This is a genomic window from Oceanisphaera sp. (assembly GCF_048268965.1).
In the GTDB taxonomy this organism is placed as follows: Bacteria; Pseudomonadota; Gammaproteobacteria; order Enterobacterales; family Aeromonadaceae; genus Oceanimonas.
Genome location: NZ_JBLWUK010000002.1, coordinates 235,991 through 257,326 on the forward strand (window position 1 = coordinate 235,991; position 21,336 = coordinate 257,326).

Annotated in this window: 14 protein-coding genes and 1 pseudogene; 7 read left to right on the top strand and 8 right to left on the bottom strand. The window is 56.9% G+C overall.

The window, feature by feature from the left end; genetic code table 11:
* The first annotated feature begins 127 nt into the window (after positions 1-127).
* Both ACN0VL_RS02410 and asnB read left to right on the top strand, forming a co-directional pair.
* Entirely contained in the window at positions 128-775 is a 648-nt protein-coding gene (locus tag ACN0VL_RS02410) for a 2OG-Fe(II) oxygenase (protein ID WP_417614515.1), read from the top strand.
* Between the two features lie 187 nt (positions 776-962).
* Entirely contained in the window at positions 963-2,627 is a 1,665-nt protein-coding gene (asnB, locus tag ACN0VL_RS02415; RefSeq protein ID WP_417614516.1) for an asparagine synthase B, read from the top strand.
* 354 nt (positions 2,628-2,981) lie between these two features.
* Here the strand turns inward: asnB and recD are convergent, their stop codons facing one another.
* The 3 genes from recD to recC are packed head-to-tail and all read right to left on the bottom strand — an operon-like array spanning position 2,982 to position 12,155.
* Positions 2,982-5,006: an exodeoxyribonuclease V subunit alpha gene (gene recD / locus ACN0VL_RS02420; protein ID WP_417614517.1), complete on the bottom strand. Its 2,025-nt coding sequence runs from the start codon at positions 5,004-5,006 to the stop codon at positions 2,982-2,984.
* Entirely contained in the window at positions 4,993-8,709 is a 3,717-nt protein-coding gene (gene recB, locus ACN0VL_RS02425) for an exodeoxyribonuclease V subunit beta (protein ID WP_417614518.1), read from the bottom strand. The genes recD and recB overlap by 14 nt, the downstream gene beginning before the upstream one ends.
* The gene (gene recC / locus ACN0VL_RS02430) at positions 8,706-12,155 is read right to left on the bottom strand and encodes an exodeoxyribonuclease V subunit gamma (protein WP_417614519.1); all 3,450 of its coding nucleotides are present in this window, start codon (positions 12,153-12,155) and stop codon (positions 8,706-8,708) included. Before recC ends, recB begins: the two co-directional genes overlap by 4 nt.
* A 191-nt stretch (positions 12,156-12,346) precedes the next feature.
* On the opposite strand from recC, the gene ACN0VL_RS02435 reads away from it, so the two are divergent.
* On the top strand, positions 12,347-14,125 hold the full coding sequence (locus ACN0VL_RS02435; protein ID WP_417614520.1) for a BCCT family transporter: 1,779 nt from the start codon (positions 12,347-12,349) through the stop codon (positions 14,123-14,125).
* Between the two features lie 94 nt (positions 14,126-14,219).
* On the opposite strand, the gene ACN0VL_RS02440 is transcribed toward ACN0VL_RS02435, so the two are convergent.
* The 3 genes from ACN0VL_RS02440 to ACN0VL_RS02450 all read right to left on the bottom strand — a co-directional run bounded on the left by ACN0VL_RS02440 (position 14,220) and on the right by ACN0VL_RS02450 (position 17,987).
* Entirely contained in the window at positions 14,220-15,047 is an 828-nt protein-coding gene (locus tag ACN0VL_RS02440; protein ID WP_417614521.1) for a mechanosensitive ion channel family protein, read from the bottom strand.
* Between the two features lie 12 nt (positions 15,048-15,059).
* A complete protein-coding gene (locus tag ACN0VL_RS02445; RefSeq protein WP_417614522.1) occupies positions 15,060-16,052 on the bottom strand; it encodes a hypothetical protein in 993 nt (330 codons plus the stop codon).
* 540 nt (positions 16,053-16,592) lie between these two features.
* Entirely contained in the window at positions 16,593-17,987 is a 1,395-nt protein-coding gene (locus ACN0VL_RS02450) for a DEAD/DEAH box helicase (RefSeq protein ID WP_417614523.1), read from the bottom strand.
* Positions 17,988-18,331: 344 nt separating this feature from the next.
* On the opposite strand from ACN0VL_RS02450, the pseudogene ACN0VL_RS02455 reads away from it, so the two are divergent.
* Both ACN0VL_RS02455 and ACN0VL_RS02460 read left to right on the top strand, forming a co-directional pair.
* Positions 18,332-18,460 (top strand): annotated as a pseudogene (locus ACN0VL_RS02455) (CarD family transcriptional regulator); the annotation flags it as partial.
* A gap of 24 nt (positions 18,461-18,484) precedes the next feature.
* Positions 18,485-18,823 carry a CarD family transcriptional regulator gene (locus tag ACN0VL_RS02460; protein ID WP_417614524.1) on the top strand — a complete coding sequence of 113 codons (339 nt, stop codon included), beginning with the start codon at positions 18,485-18,487 and terminating at the stop codon, positions 18,821-18,823.
* Between the two features lie 107 nt (positions 18,824-18,930).
* Here the strand turns inward: ACN0VL_RS02460 and ACN0VL_RS02465 are convergent, their stop codons facing one another.
* On the bottom strand, positions 18,931-19,290 hold the full coding sequence (locus ACN0VL_RS02465) for a VOC family protein (protein WP_417614525.1): 360 nt from the start codon (positions 19,288-19,290) through the stop codon (positions 18,931-18,933).
* A 64-nt stretch (positions 19,291-19,354) separates the two neighbouring features.
* Positions 19,355-19,873, bottom strand: coding sequence for a macro domain-containing protein (locus tag ACN0VL_RS02470; RefSeq protein WP_417614526.1), 519 nt, complete (start codon positions 19,871-19,873; stop codon positions 19,355-19,357).
* A 450-nt stretch (positions 19,874-20,323) separates the two neighbouring features.
* Here ACN0VL_RS02470 and ACN0VL_RS02475 point away from each other — a divergent pair, with 450 nt between their 5' ends.
* Positions 20,324-20,449, top strand: a complete 126-nt coding sequence (locus ACN0VL_RS02475) for a hypothetical protein (RefSeq protein WP_417614527.1) — start codon at positions 20,324-20,326, stop codon at positions 20,447-20,449.
* 15 nt (positions 20,450-20,464) lie between these two features.
* On the top strand, positions 20,465-21,289 hold the full coding sequence (locus tag ACN0VL_RS02480; protein ID WP_417614528.1) for a c-type cytochrome: 825 nt from the start codon (positions 20,465-20,467) through the stop codon (positions 21,287-21,289).
* Positions 21,290-21,336 lie beyond the last annotated feature (47 nt).

The following is a 21,336-nucleotide window of genomic DNA, read 5'->3' on the forward strand; positions in this document are numbered from 1 at the left end:
GATCGTTCATCGTTAAATATGACAAGCGGCAGTTTAAGCAGTACTCTCGTCCTTCACATGCAATTTTTCTTTCTGGCTACCTGAGTCGCGATAAGTGTTAATAGGCGCTCCTGATGGAGGGTTCGACGTGAATGCAGTTGTACAGTTTGAACAGGATTTTAGTAACATAATAGAGGCCATCGCCGGACCCGGCATTGGTATTTTCCCTCACTTTATCGATGCCGGGCTGGCAGCCGCGTTGCGCCACGATCTGGCCACCCTCCCCCCGGAGGAGCTGACGCCTGCCGCCATTGGCCGTGAACAACATCAGCAAACCAATGAGCGGATCCGCAGTGACAAGACCCGCTGGATAGAAGGCGACACGCCGGTACAACGCTATTATCTGGCGTTGATGACCAGCCTGAAACAGGCCCTGAACCGCCAATTGTTTATGGGCCTGAAAGACTACGAATGCCACTACGCGCTTTATCAGGCGGGTGATTTTTATAAAAAGCACCTGGATGCCTTTCGCGGCCGCAGCAATCGTCGACTCACGACCGTGCTCTACCTGAACGATGACTGGCAGGCCAGCGATGGCGGCGAGCTCCTGGTCTACCCGCTGCAAAGCAAAACGGTTTTGCACAGAGTGACGCCCGAAGCCGGTACTCTGGTGTGCTTTTTATCGGAAGACTTTCCCCATGAGGTATTGCCGGCGGCAAGGGACAGAGCCAGCATTGCGGGCTGGTTTCGCATCGACGACCCTATTGCCCCCAGCCTGCAGCTATCACCAACATAATCACCAATTATCGATAACACAAAAAACAAACGCATAATTTAACGTTTCACCATAAAAGCCACTAATAATTATCATATATATAATGAGGTGGCTTTATTTATGTTTTTTATTCATTTCTGCTTTCCATCCCACCGTGAGTCTGCCAACCTGAATTTATAGTACGGAGCAACAAATTAAGGATGATGCTATGTGTTCTATCTTCGGTATTCTTGAACTCAAGTCTGATGTCGCCACCCTGCGCGCTCGCGCACTGGAGCTCTCCAAGCTGCTTCGCCATCGTGGCCCGGACTGGTCCGGCATTTACAGCTGTGAGCAGGCGATTCTGGTGCACGAACGGTTGGCCATTGTTGGCCTGGACAGCGGCGCCCAACCCTTGCTGAACCCGGCCAGAACCCATGCCCTGGCAGTGAATGGCGAAATCTATAACCACAAGGCGCTGCAGGCAGAGCTGACCAGCGACTTTGAATTTCAGACCCAATCGGATTGTGAGATTATCCTGGCCCTGTATCAGGAAAAAGGCCCTGAGTTTCTCGATGATCTCAATGGTATCTTTGCCTTCGTGCTCTACGACGAAGAGCAGGATGCCTATTTGATCGGTCGGGATCACATGGGGATTATTCCGCTTTATACCGGCCACGACGAACAAGGTAATTTTTATGTGGCCTCCGAGATGAAGGCCCTCACCCCGGTGTGCAAAACCATTAGCGAATTTCCACCCGGGCATTTGCTGTACAGCAAAGAAGGCAAGTTGCGCCGCTATTATCAGCGTGACTGGGAAGATTACGCCAATGTCGAGCAGCAAACCTCGAGTGTAGAGGAGCTGCGCGACGCGCTAATGGCGGCCGTCAAGCGCCAGCTAATGTGTGATGTTCCCTATGGCGTGCTCTTGTCGGGCGGGCTCGATTCGTCGGTGATTTCTGCCATTGCCAAAATATATGCCGACCGGCGCGTAGAAGATCAGGACAACAGCAAAGCCTGGTGGCCCCAGTTACACTCGTTTGCCGTAGGCCTGGAAGGCGCCCCGGACCTGCTTGCCGCGCGCAAGGTGGCCGATCACCTCGGCACGGTGCATCACGAGCTGACCTACACGGTGCAAGAAGGCCTGGATGCCTTGCGTGAAGTCATCTATCACCTCGAAACCTATGATGTCACCACCATCAGAGCCTCTACCCCCATGTATTTGATGGCACGGCGCATTAAAGCCATGGGCATCAAGATGGTGCTGTCCGGCGAGGGCTCCGATGAATTGTTTGGCGGTTACCTGTATTTTCACAAGGCCCCCAATGCCAGGGAGTTTCACGAAGAAACCGTACGCAAGTTACAGGCGTTGCACATGTTCGACTGTTTGCGAGCCAACAAGTCAATGGCCGCCTGGGGAGTGGAGGCTCGGGTCCCTTTTCTCGACAAAGAGTTTATGGATGTGGCCATGCGCCTCAACCCCATCGACAAAATGTGCGGCCAGGGAAAAATGGAAAAGCACATACTGCGCCAGGCCTTCAGTGACTTGCTGCCCGAGGAAGTGGTGTGGCGTCAGAAAGAGCAGTTTTCCGATGGCGTGGGTTATTCCTGGATCGACAGCCTTAAAGACATGGTAGAGCAAGAGGTCACCGACCAGATGATGGCGGCGGCAGGCTTTCGCTTCCCGTTGAATACCCCCATCAATAAAGAAGCCTATTATTATCGCGCTATTTTTGAGGCCCACTTTCCTCAGGAGTCCGCCGCGCGCTGCGTGCCCTGTGGCCCGTCCGTGGCCTGCTCGACACCCACGGCCATCGAATGGGATGAACAATGGAAGCTGATGGCCGATCCTTCAGGCCGCGCCATTAAAGGGGTACACGATCAGTCCTATTAGGGTCTGTTGACCGTTCGAGATGATTTTCAGCAGCCACCGACCCGCCAGGCTCGGTGGTTTGCTGTTAATGCGTAAACAGTGCCCAGCACCCAGCGCCTGGTTAAAAATACACATCGCCTTTTGTAGTCCTGCGCTTTAGCTGCAGGTTCTGCGTAGCAGAATGGTTTTATACCATCCTGCTGAGACGGAACTGCGCGCTCAAAGCGGCAGCCTACAGGCTGTGCTGCCGTTTTTGGTCCAATGAATTGGACCCTACAAAATATGCTCTTCGTTTGTGGGGTCCGTGGCAAAAGGGGTTGGGGTTTAGAGCTTCCTATTCACTCTTTACCCCTCACTCTTCACCTGTTCGAACGGTCATCTAGCCAATCCTGCCAGCAGGCCGCTGCGCCGCTCTACCCGTCTTTGTATGGCCTGCTCAAACACCTGATCGCGGCTTTCTATCAAACTGAAGTGATGCCGTGCCCGGGTAATACCGGTATACAGAAGCTCTTTGGTGAGCACCGGATTCAGGCTCTCGGGCAGGATCAAGGCGGTGTGGGCAAATTCCGAGCCCTGAGACTTGTGCACCGTCATGGCAAACACGGTTTCTATGGCGCTGAGTCGACTCGGCAAAACAAACTTCAGCTCGCCCGAGCCATCGTTGCGCGCAAAGGCCACCCGCAGGACGGTTCGGCCCGGCTCGTCCGGCAACCGCAGGGCGATGCCAATGTCGCCGTTCATGAGCCCCAGACTGTAATCGTTGCGGGTGACCAGCACGGGCCGACCCTCGTACCAGCCTTGATCGGCACTTAACAAGCCACGCTTGTGCAGCAGGGTCGCAATGCGCTCATTCAGCCCTTCTACCCCCCAGGGGCCCTTGCGCACCGCACTCAGTAACCGAAACTCATCAAAGGCGGCCAGCACTTGCCCTGCCCACAGTTCCCAGGCTGGATCATCGGCGTCACAACTGGCCTCGGGCCGCGCTTGCTGCAGCAGCTCGAGGTAATGGCCGTAACCCAGCGCCTCGCCCCAACCGGTTAGCAGCAGCTTGTCCAGAGCCCTGTCTTGCTCATTGCGCAGCCCCAGCCGGTACAGGTCGGGGCGACCTTCGGTGAGAATGCGCCGCGCCTGTCGTGCATCCTGCTCGTTCACCGCCAATGCCAGTTGCCCGATGCCGGACTGGCTGCCAAAGCGTCGGGAATAACGCAGCATCAGGGTGCGCTGCGCCAGCGGATGCTGTTCGTTATTGCCCGGCTGCAAGGCCGGATGAGCCAACACTTCGCCACTCACCTGCTCCAGCCAGTCCCGCAGTGCCGGATCGTAGCGCCCCGCTTCGGCGTCGCGACACAAATCACCCAACAAGGCGCCCGCCTCCACCGAGGCCAGCTGGTCTTTATCACCCAGCAAAATCAAACGTGCATGCAGGGGCAAGGCCGCCAGCAGAATGGCCATCATCTCCAGGTCGATCATAGAGGCTTCATCCACCACCAACACATCCAGCGGCAGCAGGTTGCCCGCGTGATGACGAAAGTGCCGGCTATTGGGCAGGCTGCCTAACAGGCGATGCAAGGTGGTCACCTCGCTGGGAATGGTGGCGCGCACCGCCTCGCTCACCGGCAAGGACGCCACCTGAGCACCAATCGACTCGGTGAGTCGCGCCGCAGCCTTGCCGGTGGGGGCCGCCAACCGAATGCGCAGCGCCTGACTGCCCGCCGACTGCTGCAACAGCGCCAGCAAGCGCACCACGGTAGTGGTTTTACCGGTTCCCGGCCCGCCGGTGATCAAGCTGAAATTACCCCGCACCGCCAGGGCACAGGCCAGCTTTTGCCAGTCGGTCTGGCGCTGACCCTCCACCACTAACGGCTCGGGAAACAACTGCTCCAATTGCTGGCTCAACTGTTGCGGCAACTCGGGCGTCAGCGCCATCCGGTTAGCCAGCGCCTGGGCCACCGACTGCTCATAACGCCAGTAGCGGCGCAAATACACACGCTGCTCATCCAGCACCAGGGGCGTGGAAGTCTCTCCTGTGGCCCCGGCCACCAGGGAGCTGGCTTGCAGTTTCCGACACCAGTCGGCCAGCGTCACCCCGGCCAGCAACCGGGACGGTAGCTGGGTAACACCGGCTTCGTCACCTTCCGGCGGCATGGACAAGGCAAAGTCGGGGCTGGCCAGCGTCGCCTCCAGATCCAGGCACACATGGCCATGGCCCAACTGGTGGCTGGCCAGGGCCGTGGCCAGCAACAACAACGGCTCGGCATCGGGATCCAGCTCGGCAAAAAAGTGCGCTAAGGCGCTGTCGAGCGCGCGCAGCCAGCCCTTTTCTACCCAGGTGTCGAGCAGCGTAAACATCTGGGTTCGACACTGCAGCGGGGTCTCCATTACGGGTTCAGGATGAAGCATGAGATGACTCCTCGTTGATCTCGCCACTAAAGAGGGCATCCAGGGTTTCAATCAATTCTTTGGCTGGCCGCTCGTAATACATGGCCTGGGGATGACGCACAAATAAATACAAGGCGCCGCCCATGTGGGTGTCGTAGTCATAATCGGGCAGACGCAGTTTGAGCTGGCGGTGCAGTGCCAGTATATAGAGCACATATTGCAGATCGTATCTGTGCTTGACGATCTGCTCTACCATGGCGGCCTGGGTATAGTCGGCGTCCTCCGCCCCTAGCCAGTTGGACTTGTAGTCCACCACGAAGTAACGGCCCTGATATTCAAACACCAGGTCGATAAAGCCCTTGAACATGCCGTTCAAGGTATCGGGCAGCAACTCGGCTCTGGGGTGATCGGGCAATACCGCCGCCTGCACCCGTTGATCCAGGCGGCGCACATCGACCTTGGTGGCTTCAAACCAGAACTCCAGCTCGGGCTGATAGGTCACCAGCTCGGCCAGGCTCACCGGATCGTATTGCGGGTCATCGTTTAAGCCAGTGCCTGAACCGGTGCCAAACAGCGGCGTTTGCACCAGTTGCCCCAGCCACAGGGTTAGGGGCGTGATCCATTCGGTCAGGCCGCGCAACTGGCAACGGCGCGCCAGCTGTTCGGTGAATGCCGGTGAGTCGATGTTGAAGTTTTCTGCCGCCGCCAACTCGAGCAGGCCGTGCAAAAAGGTCCCCGGATTGGGCCCCCGCGGAAAGCCGTGCAGCGTGGGCGTATCCTGCGCCAACAGCGGCATTAACACCGCCTCTTGATCGTCGTCGGCCACCGTGGCCGCCGCCGCACTCTCTGGCGCCGTATCTTCAAAGCGCTGGGCCGGTTTGGCCGAACTGAGCGCGCCGGTACGCAAGGCACTGTAAGAGGCAATCCACCAATGCTCGGCGGCGCGGCGCATCGGGGTTCGCCAACAGAGTTCGGCCTGGGCCTGGGTCAGATCCTGCAACATCTGGCCTTTGGGCTCGGGGAGCGGACTGATGGCGATTTCGCCGGGGGTGGCCAGCGGGGTTAACCAGTCAGTTAACGACGGACTGGTGGGCAAGGCCACCCCCGCCCCCAATAACTGGCCGATGGCCGAACGGTGCAATATCGACTCCTTGGCCCGGCTCCTGATGTCGGCCAGGCCCAGCCAGCAGCCGTGACGCGCCCGGGTCAGGGCCACATACAGCAAGCGCATGTCTTCCGCCAACCGCTCCTGCTCGGCCTGCTCCCACTGCTCCTGGTTCGGTGAGAGCACCAGCTTGCGCTTTTCGCCATCATGCACCCGGATCGGCTCTTTTTTGTTGAGATCACGAAACGAACAGATAAACGGCAGAAAGACCAGGGGATATTCCAGCCCCTTGGATTTGTGAATGGTCACCACCCGCACCAGCGCCGCATCGCTTTCCAGGCGCAACACCTGCTCATCGGCGGTGTCCTCGGTGCCTAACACGCGTTCGGCCAGGTGTCGGGTGAGCGCCTGCTCGCCATCCAGGTTGGCGGCGGCTTGCTGCATCAGCTCGGCCAGGTGCAAGATATTGGTGAGTGCCCGCTCGCCATCGGTGCGCTGCATCAGCCGGCCGGGCAAGTCAAAATCGTGCAGCAGCTGGTGCAGCATGGGCAGCACCCCCTGCCGACGCCAGCGCGCGCGATAATCGCGAAACTGCATCACCCTACGCTCCCAGCTGCGCTCATCCTGATTGAGCTGTTCCAGCTCACTCAGGGTCAGGTCCAGGGTACGACTGGCCAGGGCCGCGCGCAGTAAACGGTCTTGTTCCGGCTCGGCGCAGGCCCGTAACCACAACATCAGATCCAGCGCTTCCTGGCTGTTAAAAATAGAGTCCTTATCGGACAAGTAAACGCTGCGTACGCCCAGTGCGGCCAACTCGCTGCGGATGGCCTGTGCCTCGGTAAAGTTGCGCACCAGCACCGCTATATCGCTGGGTTGCAGCGGTGTCAGCGTATCGTTTTCCACAAAGCCGGCGCGCCTTTGTTGCCCCAGATTCAGCAGATCGGTGATCTCGCTGGCGGCACTGGCGGCCATGTGGGCACGATAGTCGCCGGCGGTCACCGGTTCGTCCTGGGTGAGTTGCCAGCAGGTCAAGGCGGGCTCTGCCGTTAGCGGCGAATCTGCGGTGCGACTCACGCACCACTGCTCTTTGCGGCCTTTGCCGTTCACCGGCATGAATGGCAGCGGGTTGTCATCGCCCTGGCGAAACAGAAAGGCCCCTCGGCCCTCCGCTCGCTGTTCGGCCAGCGAAAACACGCGGTTAACGGCGTTCACCATGGCCGTGGCCGAGCGAAAGTTGGTATCCAGACTCTCGTGCCGACCACTGGTGGCCTGGCGCGCACTCAAATAGGTATGAATGTCGGCACCACGAAAGGCATAAATCGCCTGCTTGGGATCGCCGATTAAAAACAGCCCCGTATCCTGCGGGTTGTCGGTTAACTGATAAATGCGGTCAAAAATGCGGTACTGCAGCGGGTCCGTATCTTGAAATTCATCGATCATGGCCACGGGAAACTGCAACCGGATCACCTCGGCCAGGCGATCGCCGTTCTCCCCTTGCAGGGCATCGTCGAGCCGGGACAGCATGTCGTCGAAGCCCATTTCGGCGCGGCGGCGTTTTTCTTCATCGAAGCGCCGACTGACCCAGGCCGCCGCATGCCGGCGGGCAGTTTCGAAAGGAGCAGCCAGCTCCGCCAGCTGAGCCGGCAAGGTCGACATGGCGGTAAACGCCGGATGGGTTGGCGGCTCCCCCACCTTCCAGGCTTCGGCGATACCCTCGGGCGTCAGGCGATGAATCGCCGCCTCGCTCAGGGTCAGCTCTACCTCATCACTGTCGAGCCAGTCGCGAATAGCGGCCAGCCAGCCATCGGTGCGCTTGGCCTGCAGCCACTTGCCGTGAACCTGTTTGTTCGCGATGCCCGTATGCAGCAGACAATGTAGTTCATCCAGCCAGAGATCCCAAGGGGCCTTCAGCGTGGCCAAGGCCCGGGCTTTTTGCTGCAGGCCAGCCTCCAGCAGCTCGGCCAGTGACTGCGTGACGTCACCGGTTTCCTGCAATAAAGGCTGTATCGCCTTCAGCAGCTTATCGGGGTTTTCCCAGTGCTGTATGACCCAGGCCAGGGGCTCACCGGTGAGCGGATAGCATTGCTGGCGCCAATAATCCCGCACTACCTGGGCTTTCAGCTCGTTATGATCCGTTTGCAGGGTTTGGGTAAACAGGCTGCCGCTGTCGAAGGCGTGCTCGCGCAGCATGCGCTGGCACCAGCCATGAATGGTGGACACCGCCGCCTCGTCCATCCACTGGGCGGCAATGTCGAGGCGGCGTGCACAGGCGGGCCACTGCTCCTGGTCAAAGTCGGCCTTGAGTTCTTCCAGCAGGTCATCGCCCTTGATGTCGTCACGAAACACCTGCGCCGCTTCGACCAGTCGCGCCCGAATGCGGTCGCGCAGCTCGCGGGTGGCGGCATCGGTAAAGGTCACCACCAGTATTTCGGGAGGCAGCAACTCGCGGCCAAAGGCGGCGTCGCCACCGTGGCCGAGTACCAGACGTAAATACAAGGCCGAGATGGTAAAGGTTTTACCGGTACCGGCACTGGCTTCTATCAGGCGGCTGCCGCGCAGCACAAAGCGCAGCGCCAGAGGCCGGGTGGCTGCCTGTGGTGGGGGTAATAATGCGCTCATGCTTTTTTCTCCGCTTTCATCAAGGTGGGCTGGTGAGTGAATAACGGGCGATACAACTGCTCGCTCCAACGGGCAAACTCGCCGCTGGCGGTCAGGCTGGCAAAGCTGGGATACTGGCGGGACAAGGCGGCATTTTGCCGGCATTCTCCCCCGCCAGAATAGTCACTGCCCTCGTACTGGGTGCGTGCCTTGTTTTCATCTTCCTTTTCCAGCCACGCCATGGCGGTTTGCAGGGCCACCGGCAGCGGGGACTCCAGTCCCAACCGCCAACCGCTGAGCCATTCCCGCAATATGTTGCAGGCCTCGTCCTGATTGAGCGATTTGAACTCCAGGGTGGCATCTTCCCCCACCAGCCAGGTGGACAGTTCGATACCCGAGGCTGCCGCCACCACCTGCGCCACAAAGGGCCGCAGCAGCCGGTGCCACTTGAAGGCTTTTTTGTGCAGCAAGTTGCCCGGCTGCAGCTCGAGTCGAGCCAGCTGCTCATTATGTTGGTGCAGACCACCCAGCCAGCCTTGCAGCTCAATGCCCCCATGAGCAAAGTGCAGCGGCAAGGGTGAGTCGAGCCGGGTGGGCCACTGCTGGCACAATCGCTGATAACGCCGTAACTGCTCGGGCAGCGGCCCCAGTAACTGGGCTTGCAGCTGGGCACCAAAACCGGCCAGCGGCAATAACCCCTGGCCGCTTTGCCGAACGGCGGCCTGCGCCAGCACCGACTCGAGATCCTCAACCGACTCGCTGGCGTGCTCCAGCAGTTGCTGCTTGAGCTGATAGACTTGCAAGCCATCCAGGCTGAACGGCTCTTCGTCCAGCTGGGGCGAGGCATCTTCCCCCAGATACACCTTGAGTCGCTGGGTAAAGAAGTGCCCCACGGGATCGCGTAAAAAGTGCTGTAGCTGCTCCAGCTGGCGCTCCAGTAGCTGGCTGTTATCGCCCAGCAAGGCAGGCAAGGGAGCTTCTTGAGGCTCGGCAAAATGATTATGCACCCCGGCCCATTCCCGGGCATAACTGAACAGGGGCCCCTGGCCGGTAAAGTACTGTCGACTGAAGGGCTGTAACGGGTGCTCTGTGGTGATGGCCGCCAGCACGTCATGCTCGATATCACTCTCGTGCCGGGGGTCCTTGTCCCATTGCCAACCGGCGGCCAGATGGTCCCTGAGTTGTCCCACCAGCACCGACGGCGGACGCTCGCTGTTATCCCGTATGCTGCGCCCTATCCAGCTGATGTACAGCCGCTCTCGCGCCGATAACAGGGCCTCCAGCAGAAGATAGCGATCGTCTTCTCGCCGCGAGCGGTCTCCGGGCCGGTAATCATTGGCCATCAGGTCAAAATCGAGCGCCGTCACGGTGCGCGGATAATCACCGTCGTTCATGCCCAGCAGGCACACCATACGAAACGGAATGGCCCGCATCGGCATCAGGGTACAGAAATTCACCGCACCGGCCATAAAGCGCTGACTCAGCCGCCCTTGATCCAGGGCGCCCAGCCAGGCTTCACGCACTACATTCAGCGGCAAGGCTTCATCGAGATCGACACCGGAACACAGCTGCTGCCAGTCTTCCAGGGCTTCGGTCAGGCTGGCGATCAGGGTTTGATCCCGGTCATTCGTCGCCAGAAAGCAGTCACTCAGCATACCGTGCAGCGCCTGACCCCAGTCGGCGGGCAGCTTGAGTTGCGACAATTGCTGATGCCAGTGATCCAGGGTGTCCAGCAAGCGCACCAGAGGCCCGATCAGGGCCGCATCCAGACCGCCAATTTCATCATAGGGCTCAATGCCCAGGCAGGCATCGCCACTGCCCACCGCATACCCCAGCAGCATACGGCGCAAGCCAAAGCGCCAGGTATTTTGCTCCATATCGGCGGGCAGACCCAATGCCGCCCGGCGTTGGGCATCCAGCCCCCAACGCACTCCGGCGCCCTCAATCCAGCGGTGCAGGGTGGGCACGTCCTGCTCCTTGATGCCGAAGCGATCGCGCAGCGCCGGCACTTCCAGCAAGTCGAGAATTTCGCTCACGGTTTGCCGGTTATCCGGCAGGCGCAGTAACTGCTCCAACGCAATCAACAAGGGATCCGTGCCCCGGCTACCCTGATCGGACAGGGTAAAGGGAATATAGCGGTCGTCTTCCCGTTGATACTGGCCAAATACCGCCTCTATGTGCGGGGCATAAATATTGACGTCGGGCACCATGACGATGATGTCCCGGGGGCGCAGGCTGGCATCGCGGCTAAAATACTCCAGCAACTGATCGTGCAGTATTTCCACTTCCCGCTGCGCGCTGTGGGCAATGTGAAAGCGAATGGACGCCGACTCCATGTTGAGTGGCGGCCATTGTTCGCGGGTTTCGGCCAACGGTCGCAGGTTAAGCATATCGTCCTGCAGCTGACCCAATAAATGTTGGGTGTCTCCTTCGCCAAACAGATCGATACGGGTGCCCATGGCGGCAAAGCGTTCCCGGTAATGCTCCGGATCGTCAATGCTGTCGAGCAGGTTGATGTAATCGCGCCCCTGCTTGCCCCAGGCCGCCAGCAAGGGATGCGCATGCTGGTGCAGGTCGTTATCGGTTAATACCTGTGGCTGGCCGGATTTTCGGGCATGGCGGCGAAACTGGTGCCGGAGCAGGTCCTGATCCGGCACTATGTCGCCCCAGTGATGCTGGCAAGGGTTGTGTACGCACAATAACACCTGACTAAAACGCGCCAGTGCGGCCAGGGCTTCCAGGGTTTGCGCCGGCAGCGATGAAATGCCAAACACGATCACCCGCCGTGGCAAACCCGCAGGGGCCTGCTCGGCGTCGCGCAAATGCGCCACAAAGCGCGGGTGTACACCGGCACGACTGCCGGCCAGCTGGTCGTGGCCCACGTCATCCAGCAAGGCGCGCCATAATGCCGGCTGCCACAACACGGCCTTATCCAGCGCCACCGGCCCGCGACGGGCACTGATGATCTGGTCCCGCCCCTCGGCCCATTCGGCCAGCCAGTCGGCACGATACACCTGATATTGATCGAACAGGTCGGCCAGACGCTCGGCCAGTTGATAGCGTTTGCGGCAATCATCATCCTGCTGCAAAAAACGACTTAAAGGGGAAAAACGCTCGTCTGCCAGCAAATCGGGCAGCAAACGCATTAAACGCCAGGTTAGCGGTGCTTTATCCAGCGGTGACTGCTGGGGAATACTGTCGCTGCCCAACACCTGCCGGTAGGTTTGCCACAAAAATCGCGCCGGTAAATCCACCTGCATCGCCGCCGCAATGCCGCCGCTACGCTGCTCGGCCAGCGCCAGCTTTAACCACTGGGCTATGCCGTTGCTTTGCACCAGTATGACTTCGTTTTCTAACGGTGCCAGCGGGTTACGCCGCATCCAGGCCACCGCCAGCTCTCTCAACTCTTCCAAATGGTTACCGTGCACCACCATCAAACCTGGCGCCAGCGCATTATTATTATGCATGCAAATTCCTTGTTATCACCCTGCTCGCCCCATGATAACGCCAAACGCCGCAATACGCCTTTCGAAGTGCAGTCTGAAGTTCGGCCCCCCCTCTACTGTTATGTTGCGCCTTTGTTATGATGAGCCTCGCGGCTGCCAAGACACGGCAGCGCGATAGGGTTTTATTTACCAATAAAATAAGGATATTTCTCTTGTCACAGTATATTCAATCTCGGCCCCATATGGGGATATCTGATGCGGAGGTCATTTCCTCACGGGTTGCCAATCGCAGACCGGATACCCGCATCGATCGCTTTACCTTTTTCTCCGTGCTGTTCATCGTCGTGGCCGTCACCTTGCCATTGGTGCTGTATCCCGAACAAGGGGCTGACTGGGTCGCCCAGGCCAAGACCTTCATTACCGACAAGTTTGGTGTGTTTTATCTGGCGCTGGGGGTGATGGCGGTGCTGTTTGTCACCTACATCTCATTTTCTGACATCGGCAACATCAAGCTGGGCAAGCCGGAAGACGAAATGGAGTTCAAGACCAGCTCCTGGGCGGCCATGATGTTTTGTGGCGGCATAGGTGCCAGCATCCTCTATTGGGGCATTATCGAGTGGGCCTACTATTATCAGGGCCCTCCTTTCGGCCTGGAGCCCGGCTCGACCGAAGCCATTCGTTGGGCGGCTACCTACGGCATGTTCCACTGGGGCCCCGTAGCCTGGTCCATCTACCTGATCCCTGCCATTCCCATCGCCTATTTCACCCATGTTCGCAACTCCCCCAGCCTGAAGATCAGCCATAGCCTGATGCCCTTGTTCGGTGAAAAGTTTGCCGTCAGCAACTGGGGCAAGCTGGTCGACGTCCTCTTTGTGTTCGGCATGCTGGGCGGCGGCGCCACCACTCTGGGTCTGGCTTCTCCCATGGTCACCGAAGGTCTGCACGAACTGGTGGGGCTGCCCATCAACATCTGGAGTCAGGCGGGCGTGCTGCTGGCCACGACTGCCTTGTTTGCCTACAGCGCCTTTCGCGGCCTGAAAAGCGGCATTCAGTTTTTTTCCAACATCAACTTCTATCTGGCACTCGGCTTCGTTCTGCTGGTGCTGCTGGCCGGCCCCACGTCCTTTATTCTGAATACCGGACTCGAAAGCCTCGGCCGCTCGCTCACCCAGATGCTGACCATGATGACCTGGACCGAGTCCTTCGGCGGTTTCAGCGAATACGGCTTCAAGGAAACCAACTTCCCCGGTGACTGGACCATTTTCTACTGGGCCTGGTGGCTGGTGTTTGCCCCGACCGTGGGCTTGTTTATCGCCAAGATCTCCAAAGGGCGCACCATTCGCCAGATGGTGGTGGGCTCCATTTTCTTCGGCTCGCTGGGTTGCTCGGCCTTCTTCATGGTACTCGGCAACTACGGCCTCTATCTGCAGTTGTCCGGCGTGCTGGATGTCGTGAATGTGCTCAATACCCAAAGCCCCACCGCCGCCATTTTTGCCGTGCTCAACACCCTGCCAATGACCAAGCTGGTGATTGCCCTGTTCACCCTGCTGGCCGTGATTTTTACTGCCACCACCTTCGACTCCATTTCCTACATTCTGGCGTCTGTGGTGCAGCGTGAGGTAGATGACGAGCCCCATCGCTGGAACCGCCTGTTCTGGGCCTTTACCCTGTGCTTTATGCCGGCGGTATTAATGTTCCTCGGCGGACTGTCCACCCTGCAGACCGCCTCGATTTTTGCCGGGGCGCCGCTGCTCGTGATCATGACCTTGATGATGATCTCCATCATCAAGGCGGCCAAGTACGATCTCCACTACCAGCCGGATTACTCGCTGAACACCATTCACATCGAAGAGCTGCCCGAAAACTCCCCCTGGGAGCACGGAGCCACTTCGGAAGCTCCGGAAGGATCCGTCTTGGCACAACAGGCCGAATACGAAGAAACCCGTATCAATCTGGAAGAGGAAGTGGCTGCAGCCAGGCTCGATACCTGAGTCGGCGTGAATTAAAAAGCAGGATAACCGCTCGGGGCGCCGCTAATGCGGCGCCCCGATTTTCGTTTATGGACGTTGTGTTATGGACCTTGTGTTATGGGCGATAGTTGGCACCCAGATCCATGGACTGCTCTGGTGGGATACGGGCAAAACTGACCGGCATCTTGCGTAAGCTGTCTTTGCCGCGGGCGGTTAAATCGGACATAAACTGAAACTGCTGTCGCGGATCCATGGGGTAGGCTTTAATCCGATAGTGAGTCCCCCAGGGCTGCTCTTCCAGCAACACCAACACCGGCCGGCTGAGTTTAAGATACGGGCTGGACAGGGCTACGTCTTCCAGTACCCGGCGCACTTCATGGGCATCGTGATCCGGGCTCAGATAAAAGCTGACCACACACATCAGGCTGGCACCGCCGTTATTGGCGTTATGAATGAGCCCGGTCCACAGCTTTTGGTGCGGAATAAAAATAACGGTGTCATTCGGCGTGACCACCTCCACCACCCGCATGCCGATGCGCCTTACTTCGCCATAATTGCCCTCTACTTCTATCCAGTCTCCGGGCCGGTAAGGCATTTCGTAGGCGGCGACGACGCCGGCGATAAGGCTGCTCACGTAGTCTTTCAGCGCAAAACCAATCGCCAACCCGGTCACACTCAAGATGGCTATCGTGTTTTGTACGGTCAGCTCAATAAACAGCGGCACTATCCATAGTATGGCGCCGATTATCACCACAATACGAATGGTGGGGATCAGCGCCAGTACAAACAGTCGGCGACGACTGTGCAGCCGGTTAGCCAGCCAGGGCAAGAGCTTCTGGCTCAGCCACACCAGCACCACCGCAACCAGCACCACTATGATGGCTTCAATGACGATGGCGGTGGTAATGTCTCTGAACAGGTTGATAAAACGTTTTGGTTCCATATTCGCCGCCCGTTAGAATCCGTCCAGTAAATAGTCTCGGCCCGCAAGAAAGTCCCGCGCCAGCAAATAGCCCAGCACGTTCAAGCGCCAGAACTCCCCTTCTCGCTCAAGGATCCCGAACTGCTCTAATCGCAATAACTGTACGTTGAGTTCATCGGCCGCTATCGACGACAGCACTTCTTGAAGGCGCTTGCCACTCAGGCCACGATGTAATAACAAGGCATAGAGAATAAAGGCGGTATTATCGTCGGCCTCTACCGGTAATGACGGTTGCAGCTGTTCTGTGCTGTTCTTGCATGCCCATAAGGCCAGGGCCATACCGACATTGCCCCTGGCTTCTCCTGCCAATCGTTCGAGCTGCCTATTGGGCCCTTTTATCCCCAGTTGCCGCAACAAGTCGGGCGGGGCAGGAGCAAAACAATAGACCCGGGGCAAGTTAAGCGGCCAGGTACTGCGCAAAAAAGCAAATGCCCAACTGTCGCACACGATCAACCCCTGGCCAAAATCCCCTTGCAGCAATCTGGGTAACAGCACCCGAATAAACCGCAAGCCGTCGGCACTGCGCAGCACAAAACGCGCCAGGTCCTCAATCAGCCAGGGGGAGTCATGCAGCTCTTGTTGCTGCCACCATTCATCTACCGACACCTCGCGTATTTGTGCCATGCTGGGTGGGGTCAGTAACGCCCACCCTTGTTGCCAGGTCCAGTCTCGTGCAATCACAGCGGTGCCGCTGAAGGGGGGATCAAGCAAAAAAGTAACGTCCGGTTTTTTATCCGACACCCAGTCCGCAAGATGATGATGCAAGGCACTCACCGCAGCCGTGCGATCAAAGTTCTGATAATCGGCCAGCTCCACGCTCGCATCTTTTTCTACTTCATCACCGTCATCTATACCAAAGGTACGCAGTAACCGACGCCACAGCAGCTGAACGCGAGTCAGGGTGGGAGGCAATGGACACTGATAGTCTTCGGCCAGAATCAATTGCCAATGGTTGGTGTCGGGCATCCCGTCTCCTTGTCGGTGCAGGCATTTGGTGCCGAGTGGATTTTTTACCAGGGTAGACAGTGCCCTCTTGCTTGCACCTTTCAACAAAGCACAACAAGACTGACTATAGCAATAAACGAGGGTATATCTTTTAACGAGGGGTAGAAAGGAGACAAAACGGTAACCGGCGAGGCTTATTCTGGGGGGGCGTCTGTATTTATTGTTGACATCCTCCCCCTCCCTAAAGGAAGAGGATTCCCGTTAGTCACCTGACGGGTTCCTGTTTCACAGTGGACTGCTCAGGCGGGAGCTTGGTTATCGCTGTAAATTCCGCACAGTTGGCGGATTTTACGGTGTCGAACCAACCCCATATCCGCCTAAGTCTCACATCCACTCCGCAGGCTTAACATCCGGCGAGCCCCGCCGTAGGTCTGCATAGAGACAGAGTAAGTATAGAAACCGTTGGCGCGTTGCGCCAATCCGTTATCCCTCCTCGCTCAGAAAGGGCGAGGAGGGATAACGGAGAGCACTGATGAGTTACGCAGCATTACTTACAAGCGATTAACGGGCGTGTTGCTTGGCGCGTTTGCCGCGTAATATCTTTTTCTTTGGCCCGGCATTTTTGGGAGCCTGGCCGCCTTTCAGGCGCACGGGCCTGGCCGTAGATTTGCCGGCCGACTCACCACCAGACTTGGCGCGGCGTGGCTTGCCTTTGGGCTGGGAGTGATTGGAGCTTTCCAGCTCAATCACGGTTTCACTGGCCCGGTTGGAACGACCCGACAAGACCTTGCGCGAGATATTCTTTAGCAGTGAACCCCGATCGCTCACCTCAAAGCCTGGCTTGATGATGCGCTTGATCCCGGTACCAATCAGCTTTTGAATACGCTCCAGGGCCTGCTCTTCTTCACGGCTGACAAAAGAAATGGCATTGCCTGGCGCGCCTGCCCGCCCCGTGCGACCGATACGGTGCACGTAATCTTCCGGCAAATAAGGCAGGTTAAAGTTCACCACATAATCCAGGCCTTGAATGTCCAGCCCCCGGGCGGCAACTTCAGTGGCAATCAATATTTGCAACTTGGCGGATTTAAAGTCGGCAATAGCACGACGCCGCGAGCCCTGGCTTTTATCGCCATGACAAACGGCAGCTTCAATCTTGTTCTTTTTAAGGCCGGCTAATAATCGCTCGGCCTGATCCTTGGTGCTGGTAAACACCAATACCTGAAACCAGTTTTTTTCTGCCAGCAGTTGTTCAAACAACTCTATTTTGCGGCTTTCTTCTACCGGATACACCGCATGTCTTACGGTATCGGCCGTGCTGTTTATTTTGGTCACGCGCAGTTGCTGATGGTTTTTCAGTATTTTATGCGACAACTCATTGACGGCGGGTGACGTTGTGGCTGAAAACAACAGGGTTTGGCGGGTGGCTGCAGTCAGTTGCATCAACTTCAGCACATCGGCAATAAAGCCCATGTCCAGCATGCGGTCGGCTTCATCCAGCACCACAAATTCAACGTCGCTTAAGGTGACATTCCCCAGGGTCAGGTGCTCCAGCAAACGGCCGGGGGTGGTGATCACGACATCAACGCCCGCTTTTAACTTGTTGGCCTGGCCACCCATTTTAACGCCGCCATAGAGGGCCGTTACGCTAATAGGCAAGAACTTCGCATACGCACCAATATTGTCGGCCAATTGCTCGGCCAGTTCACGGGTGGGGGTCAGGATCAAGGTACGCGGACGCCGAGCCACTGTGACTTTGGGTTTATCCAGCATGCGTTGTAATACGGGAACGGCAAAGGCGGCGGTTTTACCGGTACCGGTTTGCGCAACCACCTGTAAGTCTTTACCGCGACGCGCGGGCACAATGGCCTGGGCTTGTACGGGTGTCATAGCACTGTAGCCACATTCAACAAGAGCGCGTTGCAGCTCCGGGGCCAAATCTAAAGATGAAAATTGCATAAGAGATCCTCTGTAGAGTAGCTACAGTCAAAAAAACGAGAGCAGAATATACAGCATTTTAGCAATAGAAGAGAGGATTGATTGCCGGATCACACTTTTAGCCGGACACCCTGTACCTTTTGCCCCCGGCATTCATCGACTCCTTTGATAACACTCCCTCTGATAAACCTGGGCTGTTTGGCTAAAAGCCTGCCTTGGCGCCTGAACGTCAAACACCGGCCCCTGCGAGGCTGACAAGTCATCAATGGTCACAGATTGACCTTTATAAATGAATGATGTAAGATACTGATTATATTAATAATTTATTTAACGAGGTTTTATCACACAAGGAGAGCATTATCACTATCAATCAAGGTGATCGTATTTACCATCCCGGTTATGGTATCGGTATCGTTAAAGCCATTCGTAAAAAAAGCTTTTCTGGTGAAAGCAAAACCAAATTTTTCAAACTCCACTTCGAACGTAATGACCTCACCTGGCTGGTGCGCGCCAACGATATGCCAAGCAGCATTCGCAGCGTGATGAGTGCCCAGGAAGCCAAAAAAATTATTCAGCATTTAACAAGCTGGCAAGGCACGCTGAGCGAGCAGTGGAAAGTGCGCGCCACGGCCAACCAGGCGGCCATCGATAAAGGTGATCCGTTTGGTTACGCTGAACTGGTAAAGGGGCTCAGCCTGATGCAGCAACAGACTGCCCTGAGCGCAACCGATCGCAAGCATTTGAACCATGGTATAGAGTTTCTGTGTGAAGAGCTGGCCGACGCTCTGGGTAAAACCCACGACAGAGTGCGCCAACTCATTGATAAAGCTACCTCTTCACAACCCACGGTAGCCTAGCCCACGGCCCTCATCAGTGAGGTTGCATCCAACAGCACCTTCTTATGGCCTGCCCAACGGCAGGCCAGCTTTTTTGTTTGAGCAAAAAAAATCGCTTTCTGCCATGGCTATGTCGCTGGCTCCGACCAGACCGCAAACTCACAGCCATTGGGATCACTGAAGTGAAAACGGCGCCCTCCCGGAAAAGAGAAAATATCCTTGACGATAGTCCCACCAGACTGCTCCACCTTTTTGAGAGTGGCTTCCAGATCGCGACTATAAAGCACAACCAGTACACTTCCATTGCCGGTTGTAGCCACCTGCTCCGACTTAAAGAAGCCGCCATCCAGACCGGCATTCTCAATCGCTACGTATTCAGGGCCATAGTCGATAAATGACCAGCCGAATGCATCACCAAAAAACCTTTTGCTTGCCTCCAGGTCCCGTGAAGGCATTTCGACGTAGTTGATTTTTCCAGTCTCTTTCACGGCTTTCTCCCGCTCGCTAACGCTCGGTTCAATGGCGACCACTTCGCTCTATTGTAGCGGCTTGTTATGTACTCAACATGGCATATGCGGTGGTCCAGGCTTTGAGTGTGTCTTTGCCATATAGATAAAAATAGATGTTCAAGTCGTTATACCTGGGCTCGCCACAGACGCCAAACGCTATGTTGGCGGCCTCGGTTATCGGGTAGCCATAGGCTCCACAAGATATGGCAGGAAAAGCAATCGATTGGCAGTTATAGCTAAGCGCCAGCTCCAGGCACTGTCTATAGCAGGACTCAAGTAAAACACCTGGCTGCTGCTCGAGCTTGAATACCGGCCCAACCGTGTGGACTACGTATTTTGCCTGCAGCAACCCGGCCGGCGTTATTCTTGCCTCCCCCGTGGGGCAGCGAATACCATTGACCGCCTTAACTTTACGGCACTCTTCCAGTAGCCCGGGCCCCGCTGCCCTGTGTATGGCCCCATCAACGCCGCCGCCCCCAAGCATGACCGGGTTTGCTGCATTGACTATGATATCGACATGGGCAGTTGTAATGTCGCCTTCCAGAATTTCAATGTTGTTCATGGCTTCCCTTGTTCTTGGGTAGATAACGCTGAGCATAGCGGCAACGAAGCCTTCTATCTACATAGTCCATTGCGAACTCCCTGTTTGCGTCAATGCACTTTAAGAACTGCATAGCCACCCGCTTTAGAAACACTCCCCTGCTGTTGCCACATAGCGCCAACAGTCTGGGTTTATTGCCATCATCAGCAAAGGGAGTGATGAGGAACAGTAAAAAATTTTAACTTGGCTTGGTTTCTACAAAAGCCAATTCGACTGGCACCCTACACCCACGTTACATCTCGATTGAATCCCCAAGGTAAACTTTTCGTCAAGCTTACGATCCTAAACCGGCAAACCAGAATAAAGTCATCTATCCTTTGAAATCATATATGCAGCTGATATGCAACATATATACAGTAGCAATCATCAGGCAAAACAGGATGAATCATTAGCCGTTAGGGAGGATGCTGAATGCAGCTTAAAAATCTCTACAAACCCATACGCATCGCGAGTTTTGTCGTGCTCGGCCTGATGCTGGTCGCCGTGCTTTACGCGTTCACCATGACCGTCCTGCACTGGACCGGGATCAATGTCTGAAGATGAGGCGCGATTATGAACAATAGACAAGCCAGACTCTTCGCCATCGGCTCCACCGCCGTCGCGGCCATTCTGTTTCTGGGCATGACGCTGGACAGTCATCGCCAATTTCCCACCCTCACCAATGCCGACAATATCACTCCGGAAGTCATCCACGGTAAAGACGTGTGGCACAAATACAATTGCATCAACTGCCATACATTATTTGGTGAAGGTGCCTATTATGCCCCTGATTTGACCAAGATCACTCAGCACAGGGGGGAGGCCTACCTGCATGCCTACATGCGTGATCCGTCAAAGTTCTATAACGAACAAAAACACCGCCGCCTGATGCCCAAACAAGATCTCAGTGAGCAGGAAATCCACGATCTGGTGACCTTCCTCGGTTGGGTCAGTGAGGTTGATAACCAGGGCTGGCCACCCCGGCCAATCCTGGTTACCGGGGGTTTCAGCCAGGCCGCAACTCACGCCGAGGCGGCAACTGCCCCGCCAGCAGACAGCAACAGCGATCCGCGTGCCCTGGGCGAAAGCCTGTTTGCGACGGCTGTGCCTACCTGTATGGCCTGTCACTCCCTGGTGCCTGGAGCAGACGGTGCCGGCCCCAGCCTCGCAGGCATAGTGACCCGAACCGAAGTACTGCTGCAAAGCGACGACTACCAGGGCCAGGCAACGGATGTGGAAGGCTATTTGCACGAGTCTATCGTCAATCCCTCTGCACACCTGGTCCCAGGTGATATGTACTCGGCAGGGGGCACCTCTTTCATGCCCACCGGCTATGCCAATAGCCTGACGGATGAGCAAGTCGACCAGCTGACGGCGTTTCTCGCCACTCTGAAATAACACCTAGCGGCTGCCGCGCTGGTTGCGGCAACCTAAAAAAGGAGAAG

What these genes read in the sequence shown, in the direction of transcription:
- asnB (WP_417614516.1), top strand. Translation starts at nt 963, where the DNA reads ATGTGTTCTATCTTCGGTATTCTTGAACTCAAGTCTGATGTCGCCACC.
- recD (WP_417614517.1), bottom strand. Translation starts at nt 5,006, where the DNA reads ATGCTTCATCCTGAACCCGTAATGGAGACCCCGCTGCAGTGTCGAACC.
- recB (WP_417614518.1), bottom strand. Translation starts at nt 8,709, where the DNA reads ATGAGCGCATTATTACCCCCACCACAGGCAGCCACCCGGCCTCTGGCG.
- recC (WP_417614519.1), bottom strand. Translation starts at nt 12,155, where the DNA reads ATGCATAATAATAATGCGCTGGCGCCAGGTTTGATGGTGGTGCACGGT.
- ACN0VL_RS02440 (WP_417614521.1), bottom strand. Translation starts at nt 15,047, where the DNA reads ATGGAACCAAAACGTTTTATCAACCTGTTCAGAGACATTACCACCGCC.
- ACN0VL_RS02445 (WP_417614522.1), bottom strand. Translation starts at nt 16,052, where the DNA reads ATGCCCGACACCAACCATTGGCAATTGATTCTGGCCGAAGACTATCAG.
- ACN0VL_RS02450 (WP_417614523.1), bottom strand. Translation starts at nt 17,987, where the DNA reads ATGCAATTTTCATCTTTAGATTTGGCCCCGGAGCTGCAACGCGCTCTT.
- ACN0VL_RS02460 (WP_417614524.1), top strand. Translation starts at nt 18,485, where the DNA reads ATGCCAAGCAGCATTCGCAGCGTGATGAGTGCCCAGGAAGCCAAAAAA.
- ACN0VL_RS02470 (WP_417614526.1), bottom strand. Translation starts at nt 19,873, where the DNA reads ATGAACAACATTGAAATTCTGGAAGGCGACATTACAACTGCCCATGTC.
- ACN0VL_RS02475 (WP_417614527.1), top strand. Translation starts at nt 20,324, where the DNA reads ATGCAGCTTAAAAATCTCTACAAACCCATACGCATCGCGAGTTTTGTC.
- ACN0VL_RS02480 (WP_417614528.1), top strand. Translation starts at nt 20,465, where the DNA reads ATGAACAATAGACAAGCCAGACTCTTCGCCATCGGCTCCACCGCCGTC.